Below are 16,049 nucleotides of genomic sequence, written 5' to 3' on the forward strand. Positions count from 1 at the left end.
GCGCTGCTAGCAGCTGCAAGCAAAGTGCTAGCCGAAGTTAGCGATGTCTCATTGCCGGCTTGCGAACCGTTCCCGCCCGGCCGTACCGTCCTGCGGTGACCAAGATCCAGGTAAACGGCGCCCTGCTGGCGTACGACGAGGTCGGCAGCGGATCGCCGGTCGTCCTGCTGCACGCCGGTATCGCAGACCGCCGGATGTGGCGGGACCAGATCGCCCCGCTCGCGACCCGACACCGGGTGATCGCCCTCGACCTGCGCGGGTACGGGGAGTCCGAGCTGCCACCGAGTGCCTTCGCCCACCACGATGACGTGGTGGGCCTGCTCGACGCCCTCGGGCTGTCCTCGGCGGCACTGGTCGGCTGCTCCTTCGGCGGGGCGGTGGCGATCGACACGGCGCTCGCCCACCCGCATCGGGTGAGCGCGCTCGCCCTGCTCGGTACTGCGGTTTCTGGGCACGAGTGGTCGGAGCAGACGAACGACCTGTGGGAGAACCTGGTCGGCGACGTCGACCCGGAGGACTTCGCCGCGACGGCCGCGGGTGAGGTGCGGTTCTGGGTGGTCGGTCCGGACCGCGAACCCACGGACGTCGACCCTGAGCTGGTCGCCTTCGCCACCTCGATGGACGAGCGCGCGCTCGCCGCCGAGTTGGCTCTCAGCGCCGTGGACGTGGCCGAACTCGACCCACCGGCCATCGGGCGACTCGCCGAGCTGACCATGCCCGTGCTGGTCGCGGCAGGCGCCGCGGACGTGCCCGACATCCGCCATCTAGCCGATCGGATCGCGGCCGAGGCACCCCACGCGGTGCGCCTACCCGACGTCCCGAACGCCGCCCACCTGCTCCCCCTGGAACACCCCACCCAGATCAACCCACAACTCCTCACCTTCCTCCCCTGATCCGTAGACGCCGCCCCAGCCAACTCGCCGCTGATCATGCAGTTGTGGCACTGGGCAAAGGCCACTTTCGGTACGTAACAGGTGCCACGACTGCATGATCGCCGAGATGGGGTGGGTGGGGTGGGGTGGTTACCAGAGGGGGCGGGTGGCGCCTACGGGGAGGGTGCCGCCGAAGAGCGGCAGCTCGGCGAACTCCGTCAGGACCGGCGCTGCGATGCCGAGTCGGCGCAGGGCCGAGACCAGGACCGGCATCCGGGCCCGCCCGGCGCCGTCGTCGATTTTCAACGCCACGGCACCGACGCCGGGCAGGGCCGCGGCGATGACACCCTCCGCGCCGATCTTCGCCAGCAGCCCGGGTACGCCACGCATCAGCCGGGTGTCGTCCGCCTGCGTACCGCCGACCACCTCCGGGTGGGCCCGCATCGCGTCAGCCACCAGACCCGCGCCGGTGTCGCCCTCGGCCGCGACCAACCGCAGGTACGCCGTGGCCAGTCCGGTCAACGACGCGGACAGCACCGGGGCGCCGCAGCCGTCGACGCCGACGGCCACCGCCTCCTCGCCGGTGAACTCCTCCACCGTCTCGCGCAGCCGCCGCTGGAGGGGGTGGTCGATCCGCCAGTAGCCCTCCATCGGCCAGCCGGCGGCACGGCAGGTCAGCAGCATCCCGGCGTGCTTGCCGGAGCAGTTCATCTGGATCCGCGCCGGACCGCCCCCGGCCCGCAGCACCGTCATCCGTGCGAGATCGCCCGCCGGCAGGTCCGGCGGGCAATGCAGGGCGTCCTCGCCGAGCCCGGCACCCGCGAGCAGCCCGGCGACCCGGGCCAGGTGGAACTCCTCCCCCGCATGGCTGGCCGAGACGATGGCCAGGTCGGCCGGCTCGGGAAGCGACAGCCCGGCGCGGAGCATCCCGATCGCCTGCATCGGCTTGTTCGACGAGCGCGGAAAGATCGGCGAGGTGACGTCGCCAGCGGCGGCCAGCGGCGTACCGGCGCTGTCGAGCACCACCACCGAGCCACGGTGCACGCCCTCCACGAAACCGGACCGGACCACCTCGGCGAGCGGTACGCCGCCCTCGTACGTCTTTCCCACAACGTGGACGGTACCGAGGTGTCCGGCCGGCCTCACGCCGGGGTGAGCAGGGACTCCACCTCCGGGCGTAAAGAATGCTGGGCGACTCGTGCCTTACAGGCCGAGCAGCTCACGGGCCTGGACGGTGTTCAGCGGCGGGCGCTGCGCGAGTTGGGCGAAGCCGACCGCACGCGCGACCAGTTGCATGTTCGACTCCACCGGACGGCCCTTGGCGTACGTGACCGTGTCCTCCATTCCGACCCGCAGGTGACCGCCGGCCGAGAGCGCGGCGAGCAGCACCGGAAGGCTGGTCCGGCCGATGCCGGTAGCCGAGAACGTGGTGCCCTCCGGCAGATCCCGGAGCATCTGCTGGGCCGCCACGAGCGTCGCCGTGGTTCCGGGCATGCCTCCCGGCACACCCATCACGAAGTCGACGTGGACGTGGCCACCGTGCGGCAGGCCGTACTTCCCAAGCAGGCGCTGGAGGGCGCTGAGGTGGCCGAGGTCGAAGATCTCGTACTCCGGCACGATGCCCCGCTCCTGCATCCGGGTGTGCAGGTCGACGACGAACTCCCAGCGGTTGAGGAACACCTCGTCGCCGAAGTTGACAGTACCCATGGTGCAGGAGGCCATGTCCGGGGCCGCGTCCAGCACGGCGAGCCGGTCGGCCTCCGGGTCGGTGACCGCGCCGCCGGTGGACAGCTGCACGATCAGGTCGGTGCTCTCCCGCAGCGCCGCCACGGTCGCCCGCAGCCGTCCCGGGTCCAGGGTAGGCCGGGCCTGGTCGTCGCGAATGTGCACGTGGATCACGGAGGCACCCAGCGCCTCGCACTCCTTGGCGGTGAGCAGCAGCTCGTCGAGGGTCACCGGCAGCGCCGGCACCTCCGACTTCGCCGACTCCGCACCGGTGGGGGCAACCGTGATCAACGTCCCTGTCGTCATGCCGGCGATCCTAGAGCGCCCCCGGCCACCAGCGGTGTCGGTGTCTACGAGGGGTCGATGGCGGCGGCGCTGTCGCCGACGCGGAGCGCGGCATCGTCGGGCACCGAACGTTTGACCACCGCGAGCGCGACCTGCCCCAGCTCGTGATGAAGCACCGCCGTGCCGACGAAACCGACCGTGCGGCCGTCCCCGGTCACCGGGGTACCGGCGACCGGCAACTGGTCGGTGGACACCCCGTCGAGGTGTAGCAGCACCAACCGGCGTGGCGGACGACCCATGTTGTGCACCCGGGCGACCGTCTCCTGCCCCCGGTAGCAGCCCTTGTCGAGATGCACGGCCGGGGCGATCAGGTTCGCCTCGGCGGGGATCGTCCGATGATCGGTGTCGACACCGACCCGGGGCCGCCGGGCAGCCACCCGAACCGCCTCGTACGCCCACAGCCCGACCGGGGGCACGCCGTTCTCCCGCAGCCGCGTGACCACCTGGTCCATCGCGGGCCGGGGAACCAGCAGGTCCACACCGAGCGGACCGCGCCGGGCCCAGCCACCCTGCGGCAGCGGCTGCACGTCGTAGCGGGCGGTCGGGCGGGGCGGCAGCTCACCGGACCGGAACTTCGGACCGGGCAGCCCCACCACGTCCGGCTCGGCGAGCGGCGGCACGTCGAGCAGGGCCACCGCTTCGGCGGCCTTCGGCCCGACCAGCGACAGCAGCGCGTGCTCAACGGTGGCGTCACGGGGGTCGACCTGGCTGAAAAATCGCATCTTCTCCAGGTAGGTCAGCAGCCCCGTGGTCGCTCCCGGCTCGGTGTCGAGCCAGGTGGTGTCACCGTCCTCGGCCACCATGGCGTGCTGCTCGACATGGCCGTGCGGTGAGAGCACGAGGAGTTCGGTGCCCTGCCACGGGCCCAGCTCGGCCAGGTGCTGGGTGGTGAGGGTGTGCAGCCAGGAGATGCGCTCCACTCCCGGCACCGCGACGACGCCCCGGTGGGACCTGTCGACCAGGCCGACCTCGGTGTCCAACTGGCGCTGCTCGCGCATCGGGTCGCCGTAGTGCGCGGCCACGCCCCGCACCCCGGCTGCGGCGTGCGCCGGCTCCGGCTGGTCCCGGCTGGCCTCGTCGATACTTTCCACGGCCACCGCGCCCGCGATGTCGATCATGTCTGTTCCCCGTCTCCGCACCGCGCGCACAAGCCGAAGAAGGAGACGTGCCCGATGTCCACCCGGAAGCCCCGTTCCCCGGCCAGTTGGTCGGAGAGCGGACGCATCAGTTCCGGATCCATCTCGTCGATCGCGCCGCACTCGCGGCAGACCAGGTGCACGTGCTGATCCTCACCAGCGGCGTGGTAGGTCGGCGACCCGTGCGAGAGGTGGGTGTGGGTGACCAGGCCGAGCCGCTCCAGCAGCTCCAGCGTGCGGTAGATGGTGGTGATGTTGACCCCGGCGGCGACCTCGCGTACAGCGGTGTGCACCTGCTCAGGGGTGGCGTGCCCCAGATCCAGCACCGCCTGGAGGATCAGCTGTCGTTGCGCCGTCAGCCGCAGCCCACGGGCGCGGAGCAGTTCCGCGAGGGATGATTCGGACACCCCCCGATCATAGTTCGGCCGCGCGCGTACCTCCCGGCACGACCGGCACCGCACTATGCTCGGCCCCCGTGGTGGCCTCACGGATCGGCGTGCTGGGTCGCGGGCGGCTGCCGGCAGATGAGCCGGTGCTGCGCGCCGACGATCTCGGCGTACTCCGCGGTGACGGGCTCTTCGAGACCATGCACCTGCGCGACGGCCGGGCCTGGCTGCGCCAGGAGCACCTGACCCGGCTGCGGACCGGCGCGGCGGCTGTGGAACTGACCCTGCCGGCGGACGCCGCCCTGACCGACCTGCTGGACGAGGTCGCCGCCGGCTGGCCGGCCGAGGTGGAAGGCGCACTGCGGCTGATCTGCACTCGCGGGCCCGAGCACGGCGGCCCGCCCACCGTTTACGCAACCCTGTCGGAGGTCACCCCCACAGCCCGGCGGGACCGGCAAGAGGGGGTGAGCGTCGCCACGCTCTCCCTCGGGGTGCCCGCCGAGGCCCGGCCGGAACTGGACTGGCTGCCGGCGGGCATCAAATCCACGTCGTACGGGGCCAGCAGCGCCGCCCGGCGCTGGGCCGCTCGGGCCGGCGTGGACGACGTGCTCTGGATCTCCTCCGACGGGTACGCCCTGGAAGGACCGTCCGCCAACCTCGTCTGGCTGGCCGGGGAGACGCTGTGCACGGTGCCCGCCGGTCGCACCGGCATCCTGCCCGGCACCACCGTCGCCTGGCTGCTCGCCCACGCCGCCGACGTTGGCTGCGGGGCCGCCGAACGCATGGTCACCCCGACGGGCCTGCGCGAGGCCGACGGAGTGTGGCTCACCTCGTCGGTACGCGGCCTGGTCGCGGTGCACACCCTCGACGGTGAGCCGCTGCCGTCCAGCCCGCTCACCCGGACGTTGCAGGAACTGCTCGGCTTCCCGCTGCCATAGGCCGCGTCTCCCGAGGCTCTCCGGAGCGGACCAAACCCCTGCCCGGGCAGCCGGATGGGCCTGGTGCGCGGCGGATCAGCCGGCGACCCGGATGAGGCGGGCGGACAGATGCGGGGACAGCGGCTGACCGACAGCGGCCATGTCCTGCGCGTAGAGCAGAGCGCCCTCGACGATGCCGAAGAGGCGGTGACCAGCGGTGACCTCCTTGGCGGTGGAGGTGCGCACCACCGCGTCGGTGACGAACTCCACCTGGGTGCCCTTCCGCCGGCCGAGGTGCAGTTCCATCACCCCGGTCGGGGTGGTCAGCAGGGCCTCCAGCTCGTCGGTCGCCCGGTCGCCGTCCAGCACCGGACGCCACCAACCGACCTCCCGACCGGCCGGCCGCACCGGGCGGCTCTGCTCGTCGAGGATCCACGCCCGCGACTCGTAATGCAGGAACGGCCGCCCGTCGTGGCTGATCCGGATCTCCTGGGCGAAGTCGAAATCCTCGATGGTGGGGAAACCGCCCCGCCCCCGGCCGCGCCAGACCCCGATGTACGGCAGCAGGCCGTCGAGCGCGGGGTGCAGCTTCGGGCCGACCCGCAGGTCGTGACTCTCCTCGAAGGGGTACGCCTCCACCGGCGGCGCGTTCAGCCAGGGCGGCGGCGCCAACGGGTTGTCGTCACTGCTCGCACTCACCGGACCACCTTCGTTCGCGACTGCGGGCCTCGCAGAACCGGATCACCACTTGCCTCTCGATATGCGTACCGCCAGGTAGACCAGGCCACCGGCGAGCGCGCCCAGGCCGGCGACCAGCAGGCTGACGAACCCGATCTCGGTGACCATCCGGGTCATCCTATGCTGGCGGTCATGGCCCGCTCTCTCGTCGTCAAGGCCACCGCCGGCGCCGACGCACCGGAACGGTGCGCCCAGGCGTTCACCGTGGCGGCCACCGCAGCAGCCGCCGGGGTGTCCGTCTCCCTCTGGCTTACCGGTGAGTCGACCTGGTTCGCACTGCCCGGCCGGGCGCAGAGCTTCGAACTGCCGCACTCGGCCCCGCTGGCCGAGCTGTTGCATGTGATCCTCGCCACCGGCACGGTGACGGCCTGCACCCAGTGCGCCGCACGCCGGGACATCGACTCCGGCGACGTGATCCCCGGAGTACGGATCGCCGGGGCGGCCGTCTTCGTCGAGGAAACGATGGCCGAGAGCGCGCAGGCGCTCGTCTACTGACTAGCCGGTCAGTGTCCGGGAGGGCTCGCCGGGTACTGCCGGGGAAGGCGTCGGAACCCACCCGACAAGACGGGCGAATGCCTACGATTCGGGTGTGACCGAGGCCACCCAGCAGTTCTTCACGACCCTGCCGGCCCGCGCCCCGGAAGTCCTCCGTACTCCGGTCGCGGGAACGCTGCGGATCGACCTGTCCGAGGGGCACCGCACCGAACACTGGCTGGTCCGGATGCGGCCCGGCGCGGCCGAGGTCGACCAGGGGGCGGAGCCGGGCGACGCGACCTGGTACTGCGGTGTCGATCTCTTCGAACGACTGGTCACCGGACGCGCGCAGGCCATCTCCGCGGTGCTTCGCAACGAGAGCACCTTTCGCGGCGACGTGGTGCTGTTTCTCGCCTTCCGCCTGTTCTTCCCGACCGCACCCGGCACCCGTGATCCGCGCGAGGTCGCCCGCGAGCACGCCAGGTGGACCCGGTGAAGGAACTGGTCAGCATCCTCGACGGCAACACGTTCCTGGTCAGCGACCGCCGGGGGGACGTCGAGCCCTCGCTGGACTTTCCCACCGGGCTGTTCGCCTTCGACACCCGGTTCCTGTCCACCTGGCTGCTGCTGATCGACGGCGAACGGCTGCACGCGCTCTCCATCGACGACGCCGAGTCCTACCGGACCCGCTACTTCCTGGTGCCGGGCGAGCCGACCCACTTCCTGGACGCGAAGGTCTCGGTGATCAGGAGTCGGGCGATCAGCGGTGACCTGTCCGAGGAACTGACCGTGCTCAACCACTCCGGGCAGGAGATGAGCTTCACCGTCCGGGTGGAGATGGCCTCCGACTTCGCGGACATCTTCGAGATCAAGGACACCCAGCGCAAGAAGGGACACAACACCGCCGCACCCGGGGAGAACTCGCTGCGGCTGACCTACCGGCGGGACGCGTTCCACCGCGAGACGACGATCACGAGCACTGCCACCGCCCAGGTCGACCGCCGGGGCATGACCTTCCCGATCCGGATCGGGCCGCACGGCGAATGGACCACCCGGTTGACGGTCAACGTCGTCATCTACGGCGCCCGCGGTCAGGACATCCGCGCCCTGCTGCCCTTCGCGGGCAGCCGGACGACGGCGGCGATCGAGGCGGAACACGCCGAATTCGTCGCTCGGGCACCCAAGCTGGGCTGCGACTGCGAACCGATGGCCGGGGCGTACCGGCGCAGCCTGACCGACCTGGCCGCGCTGCGGTACGAGTCGATCGCGCTCGGCGTCCGCCTGATGGCCGCCGGTCTGCCGTGGTTCATGACGCTGTTCGGCCGGGACAGCATCTTCACCTCGCTCCAGGTGCTGCCGTTCGTGCCGGAGCTGATCCCGCCGACGTTGACCATGCTGGCGGGTCTCCAGGGCCACCGGGTGGACGACTTCCGTGACGAGGAGCCGGGCAAGATCCTGCACGAGTTGCGCTACGGCGAGTCCGCCGGCTTCGAGGAGCAGCCGCACTCGCCGTACTACGGTTCGGCCGACTCGACCGCCCTGTTCGTGATCCTGCTCGACGAGTACGAGCGATGGACCGGCGACGTGCAGCTGGTCAAACGGTTGGAGTTCTCGACGCGAGCCGCCTTGACCTGGATCGACACCTACGGCGACCTACTCGGCACCGGCTACGTCTGGTATCAGACCCGCAGCCCCCGGGTCGGCCTGGAGAACCAGTGCTGGAAGGACTCCTGGGACGCCATCTGCTACTCCGACGGTCGGCTGCCGAGCTTTCCCCGGGCGACCTGTGAGTTGCAGGGTTACGCCTACGACGCCAAGCTGCGCGGCGCCCGGCTGGCCCGACTGTACTGGAACGACCCGGTCTACGCCGACCGGCTGGAACGCGAGGCCGCCGAGTTGAAGGAACGCTTCAACCGGGACTTCTGGCTGCCGGACAAGGAGTACTACGCGCTGGCCCTGGACTCCGACGGCAGCCCGGTCGACGCGCTCACGTCCAACATCGGGCACCTGCTCTGGAGCGGCATCGTCGACGATTCCCGCGCTCAGCGGGTCGCCGAGCACCTGCTCGGTCCCCGGCTCTTCTCCGGCTGGGGCGTCCGTACCCTCGCCGACGACCAGGGACGTTACAACCCGATCGGCTACCACGTCGGCACCGTCTGGCCGTTCGACAACTCGATCATCGCGTGGGGTCTGTGGAAGTACGGTCTGCGCGAGGAGGCGGGTCGGATCTGCGAGTCGATGTTCGAAGCGTCCCGCTACTTCTTGGGCCGGCTTCCGGAGGCCTTCGCCGGCTACGAACGCGACCTGACCGACTACCCGGTGGAGTATCCGACCGCGTGCAGCCCACAGGCATGGTCGGCGGGCACCCCGCTGCTGCTGCTGCGGGTGATGCTCGGACTCGAACCGCAGGGCGAGCACCTGATCATCGACCCGTACGTGCCAGCCGGGATGGGCCGGGTGGAGCTGTTGGACATCCCCGGCCGGTGGGGCCGGGTGGACGCGCTGGGTCGCAGCCGCGACGAGGGGCCGCGCCGACCGGACTGAGCGACCCTCAGCTTCGGCAACGTGGGGCGAGGCTCAGCCGGCGCAACCCGTCGTCGCGGCGACCACGACCTGTTCCGGCTGGAAATCGGCAAGCACCGCGACGCCGTCGCGCCGGTAGGCGTACACCTCGGTGGTTTCCACCACCGGCGTGCCGCCGGCCAACGGCGCGAGCGCGGCCTGCGGTGCCGTGGCCACCGGGTCGACGACCGAGCGGATGGTGCGGGCCGTGCCGCCACCGGGGCAGGGTGCGCTCACCACCGACTCCCGGTCGCCGACGCGGCCGTTGAGCGCACGCACCGCCTCGGCCAGCGCGCCCACCTCGGGGCCGGTGGAGGCGGCCCCGGCGCTGTCGTAGTCGTCGCCCACCGGGCGGCACCCGGTGTCGACGGTGAACCGGATGCGGCCGGCGATCGCCGGCCGCCCGGTCACGGTGACGAACTCGCCCGCGTCGGCGCGGAGGCGAGGACCATCCGGGGTGAGTCGGACACCGGCCCGCCACCGCGCGGGCAGCCGGTCGGCGACCCGCTGCAGCACGGCCTGCTCCTCACCGACCGGCGCGGCCAGATCGACCACGCGGGTCAGCGTCGCACCGTCCGCGAACGGGCTGATCCGGCAGCCCCTGTCGACCTCGGCAGGGACCAGCGCCGGCACACCGGCGTCGGCCGCCGCGACGATTTCGCCTATCGCACCGTCGACCACCGGCCCGGCCTGTGTGAGGCTGCGTTGTTCCCGGACGGTGGGCGGGTCCTCGGCCGACGACATCCAGGTGAGGCCGGCCAGCAGTGCCGCCCAGACGGCCGTCACCGCGATCAGCCAGCGCGGCCACCGGGAGCCGGCGGCCGGCGATCGGGAACCGGTCGGTGGCGGGTACCCGGTGTGGACGGCGTTGCTCACCCGGTCATCGTGTCACGCCTGCTACGACCGCCCGCCGGGACGCCCGTCGCCGGCCTCCGGCGGCACGCTCAGCCGGTAACCGACACCGCGTACGGTCTGCACCTGCGGCCCGTCGGGCAGCGTCCGCAGCTTGCGACGCAGCCGCTTCACGGCGGAGTGCAGGATGGCGGTGTCGCCGAGGTAGGCGCCACCCCAGACCGAGGCGAACAGCCGCTCGTAGCTCCACAACGTGATGGGCGGACTGACCAGGCGGGCCAACAACTCCCGCTCGGTACGGGTCAGCCCCAGCGGTGCACCGCGCCAGGTGACCAGGTGCCCCGCTCGATCGACCATCAGATCCCCCCAGGTGGCCGGCCGTTCCGTGGGGCGCTCGACGGGCTCGTCGTGGGTCCCTTCCGGCTCAGCCGACGGGGCGGGGAACACCGCCCGCAGTTGGGCGAGGTCTGCGCAGATCACCACCGGCCCGACACCCTCCAGCCGCTGCACCACGCGCTGCCGGACGGTGGCGTCGGAGCTGACGCAGACCACGATCGGGAACTCTGGACCGGACACGACGCCTCCCCCAGGGCGCCTCTGACCTGCGACTCCCACCGATCGCCAGTGACGGTCACCGATGACACCCGGTCTCAGCCTAACTGCCAGAATCGCGCCTCGTCACTGACCGAGTACTGACCGACGCCGTCCATTGATCACCGACGGTTGGGGCAAGAGCATGACTTCAGCGGGCGGAGGCACCATCACCGGCCACCCACATCGCCCCGGCCGCTGCGCGCAGCCGCAACGCGGCGCGCGGGTGTGCGGGCCCGAACGGATCGGGACCGACGACGTGGGGGAGGAACATTGTTCACACGACGACCATCCACCCGGTCGCCACGATGGCGGGTGGTGGCGGTGTTGGCCGCTGCCGTGCTGGGCGTCACCGGCCAGCCCGCGCTCGCCGCGCCGGCCCAACCGCCGGTGGCCCACCGGGCCGCCGTCGACCCGGCGCTGCTCGACCAGATCGGTACCACGTCGACCGCACCGTTCCTGGTCTACCTGGCTGACACCGCGCCGTTGGCACAGGCCAGTCGGCTGCGGGACCCCGACGCCCGGGCCGACGAGGTGCACCGCCTGCTCACCACCACGGCCACCCGCACCCAACGCGACCTGCGTACGCTGCTCGACGATCGCAAGGTGCCGCACACCGCGTACTGGATCGCCAACGCGGTGCGGGTCGAGGGCGACAAGGCGCTGCTCGACGAGATCGCCCGCCGGCCCGAGGTGGCCCGGATCGAACCGAGCCGCAGCTACCCGCTGATCCGGCCCACCGCGACCGAGACCGCTCGGGCGCGCACCGCCGCCGTCGAATGGGGACTGACAAACATCGGCGCACCGCGGGTGTGGGACGAGTTCGGCACCCGCGGGGAGGGTGTCGTGGTGGCGAACATCGACAGTGGGGTGCGCTACGACCACGCCGCCCTCGTCGGCTCGTACCGGGGCAACCTCGGCGGCGGCAGCTACGACCACGCGTACAACTGGTTCGATCCGGCCGGCGTGTGCGCCGGCACCGCGCCCTGCGACAACAACGACCACGGCACGCACACCATGGGCACCATGGTCGGCGACGACGGTGCGGGCAACCAGATCGGCGTCGCCCCCGGCGCGAAGTGGATCGCCGCCAAGGGCTGCGAGTCGAACAACTGCTCCGACGCCTCGCTGCTCGCCGCCGGTCAGTGGGTGCTCGCGCCCACCGACGCCGACGGCCAGAACCCCCGACCCGACCTGCGGCCCGACATCGTGAACAACTCCTGGGGCGGCGACGGTGGTGACCCCTGGTACCAGCAGACCGTGGCCGCCTGGCGGGCCGCCGGGATGTTCCCGGTCTTCTCCTCCGGCAACGACGGTCCGGCGTGTGGCAGCGCCGGCTCACCGGGTGACTACACCGACGCGTACGCCGTCGGCGCGTACGACGTGAACAACGTCATCGCCGGATTCTCCGGACGCGGTTCCGGCACCGACCCGCTCAAGCCGAACATCGCCGCACCCGGCAGCAGTGTCCGTTCCAGCGTCCGCAACGGCGGGTACGCCTCGTTCAGCGGCACCTCGATGGCCGCGCCGCACGTGGCCGGCACGGTGGCACTGCTCTGGGCGGCGGCGCCCGGACTGCGCGGCGACCTCGCCGCGACCGAGGCGCTGCTGGACCGTACGGCCCGCGATGTCGACGCCACCACCTGCGGTGGCACGCCGGCCGACAACAACGTCTTCGGTGAGGGACGGCTCGACGCGTACGGGGCGGTGCGGGACGCACCCCGTGGACCGGTCGGCCGGGTCACCGGAGTGGTCACCGACTCCGGTGACGACGAACCGCTGTCCGGCGCGACGGTGACCGACGGCACCCGCAGCACCACCACCGACGCCGACGGGCGGTACGCGCTCACCGTGCCGGCCGGCGAGACCACGCTCACGGCCAGCGCCTACGGCTACGCTGCGGAGTCCGCGACGGTCACGGTGCCCCAAGGTGACACCGTCAGCCTGGACTTCGCCCTGCTGGCCACCCCGGCGGTCACAGTGAGCGGAAAGGTCACCGACGGTTCGGGCCACGGCTGGCCGCTGTACGCCAAGATCGAGGTGGCGGGCCGGCCCGGCGATCCGGTCTTCACCGATCCGGTGACCGGCCGCTACTCCGTCACGCTGCCCGGCAACACCTCGTACCGGCTGACCGTGACCGCCGAGTACCCGGGCTACCGCACCGCCACCCGCGAGGTGGCGGTAGGCGACGACGCCACCACGGTCAACGTGGCGGTACCCGTCGACGCCGCCTGCACCGCCGCCGGCTACACGGCACAGTTCGGTGCGCCGCTGCTCACCGAGAGCTTCGACGGCACGAGCGCGCCGCCCGGCTGGAGGGTGGAGAACCGCACCGCCTCCGGCGGCTGGGTCTTCGACGATCCAGACTCACGGGGCAATCTCACCGGCGGCACCGGTGGCTTCGCCATCATCGACAGCGACGCTCTCGGCTCCGGCAACACCCAGGACACGGACCTGATCGCCCCGCCGGTCGACCTGTCCACGACGGCCGCACCGGTGCTGCGGTTCCGCAGCGACTGGCGGGCCGTCGGCATCAGCGACACCGCCGACATCGACGTGTCCACCGACGGCGGTACGACCTGGACCAACGTCTGGCACCAGACCGCCAGCCGGCGTGGCCCCCGGGTCGAGGAGGTGCCGCTCGACCCGGCCGCTAACGCCGCTTCCGCGCTCTTCCGCTTCCGGTTCAAGGGCACCTTCGCCTGGTGGTGGCAGGTGGACGACGTGGCGGTGGTCAACCGCGAGTGCTCGCCGGTGCCCGGCGGGCTGGTGGTCGGCACCACCACCGACCGGAACACCGGTGACCCGCTCAACGGCGTGACGGTGACCAGCGATCACCGTCCCGACGACCGGGCGGTCTCGGCGGCCACGCCCGAGGACCCGGCCGAGCCGGACGGCTTCTACTGGCTCTTCTCCGGGCTCACCGGCGCCCACCCGTTCACCGCCGAGCGCACCCCGTACGCACCGGTGACCAAGCAGGTGACGGTCACCGCCGACCGGGTCAAGCGGGCGAACTTCGCCCTCGCCGCCGGCCGGCTGACGGTCAGCCCGACGTCGATCGAGTCACATCAGCCGTACGGCAGCACCCGCACCACCCGGGTGACGGTCAGCAACACCGGCACCGCGCCGGCCAGCGTCGATCTGCTGGAACGCGCCGGTCAGTTCGAACTGCTCAGGCGCGACGGCGCACCGCTGCGGCAGCAGAAGATCAAGGGGATCAGCAAGGCTCGCACCGGCACCGCGTACGGCGGGGCGGCACCGCAGGCCGGTACCGCCGAGGACGAGGCGTGGACCGAGATCGCCAAGCTGCCGGCGTCGATCTTCGACAACGCCGCCGCATGGCTGGACGGGAAGATCTACTCGGTCGGTGGTGGCGGTGGCACCGGCACCGAGCGCAAGGCATGGGTGTACGACCCCGCGCCGGGCGCCTGGACCGCCCTGCCCGACCTGCCGACGGTACGGTCCAAGCCAGCTGCGGCGGCGGTCGGCGGCAAACTCTATGTGATCGGCGGTTGGGGCGCTGACGACGCGACCGTCGCCACGGTCGACGTCTTCGACCCGGCCACCGGAACATGGAGCACCCTGCCAGGGGCGGCCAACCCGGCCCCGGTCGCGGCGGCCGGCTCGGCCGTGGTCGGCGGGAAGGTGTACCTGGTGGGCGGCTGCGCCGACGCCACCTGCACCGACAGCGACGAATTGGTGGTGTTCGACCCGGCCACCGGCTCGTTCAGCACCGGTGCCGCCTACCCACACCCGGTCTCGTGGCTGGCCTGCGGCGGGATCGGCGCCTCGGTCTACTGTGCCGGTGGCACGGGCAGCACCGAGTACACCGATGCCTACCGGTACGACCCCTCGGCCGACAGCTGGAGTCCGCTGCCAGAGCTGCCGGTGGAGCTGTGGGGCTCGCAGTACGCGGCGGCCGGCGGGCTGCTGGTGCTGGCCGGCGGGGTGACCGACGGATCGACTGCGGTCACCAACCGCACGGTCGGCTTCGACCCGGTCACCGGGGCCTGGCGTGACCTGCCCAACGTCCGGTTCAGCCGGTACCGGGGGGCCGCCGCCTGCGGCGCCTACAAGATCGGCGGGTCGCCCAGTTCCTTCGTGGGCAGCGCAGACAGTGAGCGGCTCGGTGGCCTGGAACTCTGCGCAGCCGATGCCGACCTGCCCTGGCTGGATGGTTCCCCGACCACCTTCACCCTCGCGCCGGGTGAGTCGAGGACGGTGACCGTCACCCTGACGGCCACCGAGGCGGCGGGCGTCGCCCAACCCGGCCGGTACGCGGGCGAACTCGCCGTTGCCTCCGACAGCCCCTACCCGGTCACCCCGGTCTCGGTGGAGATGAACGTGTCGCCGCCGGCCAGCTGGGGCAAGATCCGGGGCACCGTCACCGGCACCACCTGCGGTGGCGTCACGGTCGGTATCCCGGCGACGGTACGGGTGAACCTGATCTCGGCCGGTACCGGAACCACCCTCACCGCCGGCGCCGACGGCCGCTACGCCTGGTGGCTGCCGAAGGGCCGCTACGAGGTGATCGTGGCCAAGGACGGCTGGGTGCCGCAGGTGCAGCGCCACCGCATCGAGGCGGGCATGGTCGGCACGCTCGACTTCGCCCTGGAACCCACCTCCACCTGCACCAGAGCCACCGGAATCTGACCCACTAGCAGGGCGGGGCGCCGGCCCTCACGGGCCGGCGCCCCGCCCCCAACTCCCAACAACCCCCGCAACACCCGCCAGGAATTCACGGCAGTTTCAGGGATACTGCTGCATCCGGCGGCGACGAGGCAGCAACATCAGCGAAGTTGCGGGCAGCGCGGGCAGCGCGCAGCGCGGGCAGCGCGCAGCGCGGGCAGCGCGCAGCGCGGGCAGCGCGCAGCGCGGGCAGCGCGCAGCGCGGGCAGCGCGCAGCGCGGGCAGCGCGCAGCGCGGGCAGCGCGCAGCGCGGGCAGCGCGCAGCGCGGGCAGCGCGCAGCGCGGGCAGCGCGCAGCGCGGGCAGCGCGCAGCGCGGGCAGCGCGCAGCGCGGGCAGCGCGCAGCGCGGGCAGCGCGCAGCGCGGCGGGTGGCCCGCATTCCTCTCGGGGAGGGATGCGGGCCACCCGCCGTCAGCAGGGTGGGATCAGTCGGTGACGGTGACGGCCACCTCGTTGATGCCGCGACCGGCGGTCACGGTGGTGTCTCCGTTGCCCTGGCGGGAGAGCGCCCGCAACGTCCAGGCGCCCGGCGCGGCGAAGAAGCGGAACTGACCGGCCGACGAGGTCACCACCTCGGCGGTGAATTCACCTGTCGAGTCGAGCAGGCGGACGTACGCGCCCGGCACCGCTTCGCCCTCCGCAGAGCGGACGACACCGGTGATGACCGTCTCCCGCTCCAGGTCGAGGCCGGCAGGCAGCGGAGCGGCCTGGTCGGGGGCCGCGCAGCCGGCGGCGGTGCTTGCGGCGGTGGGTGCGGTCATC

Annotated in this window: 15 protein-coding genes; 6 read left to right on the plus strand and 9 right to left on the minus strand. The window is 72.0% G+C overall.

Translation table 11 applies throughout. The features are described from left to right. Positions 1-95: 95 nt before the first annotated feature. On the plus strand, positions 96-893 hold the full coding sequence (locus O7601_RS03970) for an alpha/beta hydrolase (RefSeq protein ID WP_281564910.1): 798 nt from the start codon (positions 96-98) through the stop codon (positions 891-893). Positions 894-1,022: 129 nt separating this feature from the next. Here the strand turns inward: O7601_RS03970 and O7601_RS03975 are convergent, their stop codons facing one another. From O7601_RS03975 to O7601_RS03990, 4 genes are all read right to left on the minus strand, one after another. Continuing rightward, on the minus strand, positions 1,023-1,982 hold the full coding sequence (locus tag O7601_RS03975; RefSeq protein WP_281564911.1) for an asparaginase: 960 nt from the start codon (positions 1,980-1,982) through the stop codon (positions 1,023-1,025). Between the two features lie 93 nt (positions 1,983-2,075). Then, positions 2,076-2,903 (minus strand): 3-keto-5-aminohexanoate cleavage protein, encoded by an 828-nt coding sequence (locus tag O7601_RS03980; RefSeq protein ID WP_281564912.1) that lies wholly within the window; start codon positions 2,901-2,903, stop codon positions 2,076-2,078. Positions 2,904-2,947: 44 nt separating this feature from the next. Continuing rightward, positions 2,948-4,060, minus strand: a complete 1,113-nt coding sequence (locus O7601_RS03985) for a folate-binding protein (protein ID WP_281564913.1) — start codon at positions 4,058-4,060, stop codon at positions 2,948-2,950. Next, positions 4,057-4,485 carry a Fur family transcriptional regulator gene (locus tag O7601_RS03990; RefSeq protein WP_210941211.1) on the minus strand — a complete coding sequence of 143 codons (429 nt, stop codon included), beginning with the start codon at positions 4,483-4,485 and terminating at the stop codon, positions 4,057-4,059. Before O7601_RS03990 ends, O7601_RS03985 begins: the two co-directional genes overlap by 4 nt. Positions 4,486-4,553: 68 nt before the next feature. Between O7601_RS03990 and O7601_RS03995 the strand changes: the two genes are divergently transcribed. Next, positions 4,554-5,402 (plus strand): aminotransferase class IV, encoded by an 849-nt coding sequence (locus O7601_RS03995; protein WP_281564914.1) that lies wholly within the window; start codon positions 4,554-4,556, stop codon positions 5,400-5,402. Between the two features lie 75 nt (positions 5,403-5,477). Here the strand turns inward: O7601_RS03995 and O7601_RS04000 are convergent, their stop codons facing one another. After that, a complete protein-coding gene (locus O7601_RS04000; protein WP_281564915.1) occupies positions 5,478-6,080 on the minus strand; it encodes an FABP family protein in 603 nt (200 codons plus the stop codon). Between the two features lie 42 nt (positions 6,081-6,122). Then, positions 6,123-6,227: a small membrane protein MtfM gene (gene mtfM / locus O7601_RS04005; RefSeq protein ID WP_046570768.1), complete on the minus strand. Its 105-nt coding sequence runs from the start codon at positions 6,225-6,227 to the stop codon at positions 6,123-6,125. A 12-nt stretch (positions 6,228-6,239) separates the two neighbouring features. On the opposite strand from mtfM, the gene O7601_RS04010 reads away from it, so the two are divergent. The 3 genes from O7601_RS04010 (at position 6,240) to O7601_RS04020 (ending at position 9,137) form a co-directional block, all read left to right on the plus strand. Beyond that, positions 6,240-6,614 (plus strand): DsrE family protein, encoded by a 375-nt coding sequence (locus O7601_RS04010; RefSeq protein WP_281564916.1) that lies wholly within the window; start codon positions 6,240-6,242, stop codon positions 6,612-6,614. A 94-nt stretch (positions 6,615-6,708) separates the two neighbouring features. Next, complete coding sequence (locus tag O7601_RS04015) at positions 6,709-7,089, plus strand: SCP2 sterol-binding domain-containing protein (RefSeq protein WP_281564917.1); 381 nt, start codon at positions 6,709-6,711, stop codon at positions 7,087-7,089. Next, positions 7,086-9,137 (plus strand): glycogen debranching N-terminal domain-containing protein, encoded by a 2,052-nt coding sequence (locus O7601_RS04020; protein ID WP_281564918.1) that lies wholly within the window; start codon positions 7,086-7,088, stop codon positions 9,135-9,137. The genes O7601_RS04015 and O7601_RS04020 overlap by 4 nt, the downstream gene beginning before the upstream one ends. 33 nt (positions 9,138-9,170) lie before the next feature. Here O7601_RS04020 and O7601_RS04025 read toward each other — a convergent pair whose 3' ends face one another. Together O7601_RS04025 and O7601_RS04030 are read right to left on the minus strand one after the other, a co-directional pair. Then, positions 9,171-10,031, minus strand: coding sequence for a hypothetical protein (locus tag O7601_RS04025; RefSeq protein ID WP_281564919.1), 861 nt, complete (start codon positions 10,029-10,031; stop codon positions 9,171-9,173). 21 nt (positions 10,032-10,052) lie between these two features. Then, a complete protein-coding gene (locus tag O7601_RS04030) occupies positions 10,053-10,583 on the minus strand; it encodes a winged helix-turn-helix domain-containing protein (RefSeq protein ID WP_281564920.1) in 531 nt (176 codons plus the stop codon). A 288-nt stretch (positions 10,584-10,871) separates the two neighbouring features. On the opposite strand from O7601_RS04030, the gene O7601_RS04035 reads away from it, so the two are divergent. Then, on the plus strand, positions 10,872-15,251 hold the full coding sequence (locus O7601_RS04035) for a S8 family serine peptidase (protein WP_281564921.1): 4,380 nt from the start codon (positions 10,872-10,874) through the stop codon (positions 15,249-15,251). A gap of 461 nt (positions 15,252-15,712) precedes the next feature. Here O7601_RS04035 and O7601_RS04040 read toward each other — a convergent pair whose 3' ends face one another. After that, a complete protein-coding gene (locus O7601_RS04040; protein WP_281564922.1) occupies positions 15,713-16,048 on the minus strand; it encodes a DUF1416 domain-containing protein in 336 nt (111 codons plus the stop codon). Position 16,049 lies beyond the last annotated feature (1 nt).

The organism is Verrucosispora sp. WMMD573, from assembly GCF_027497175.1.
GTDB lineage: Bacteria > Actinomycetota > Actinomycetes > Mycobacteriales > Micromonosporaceae > Micromonospora.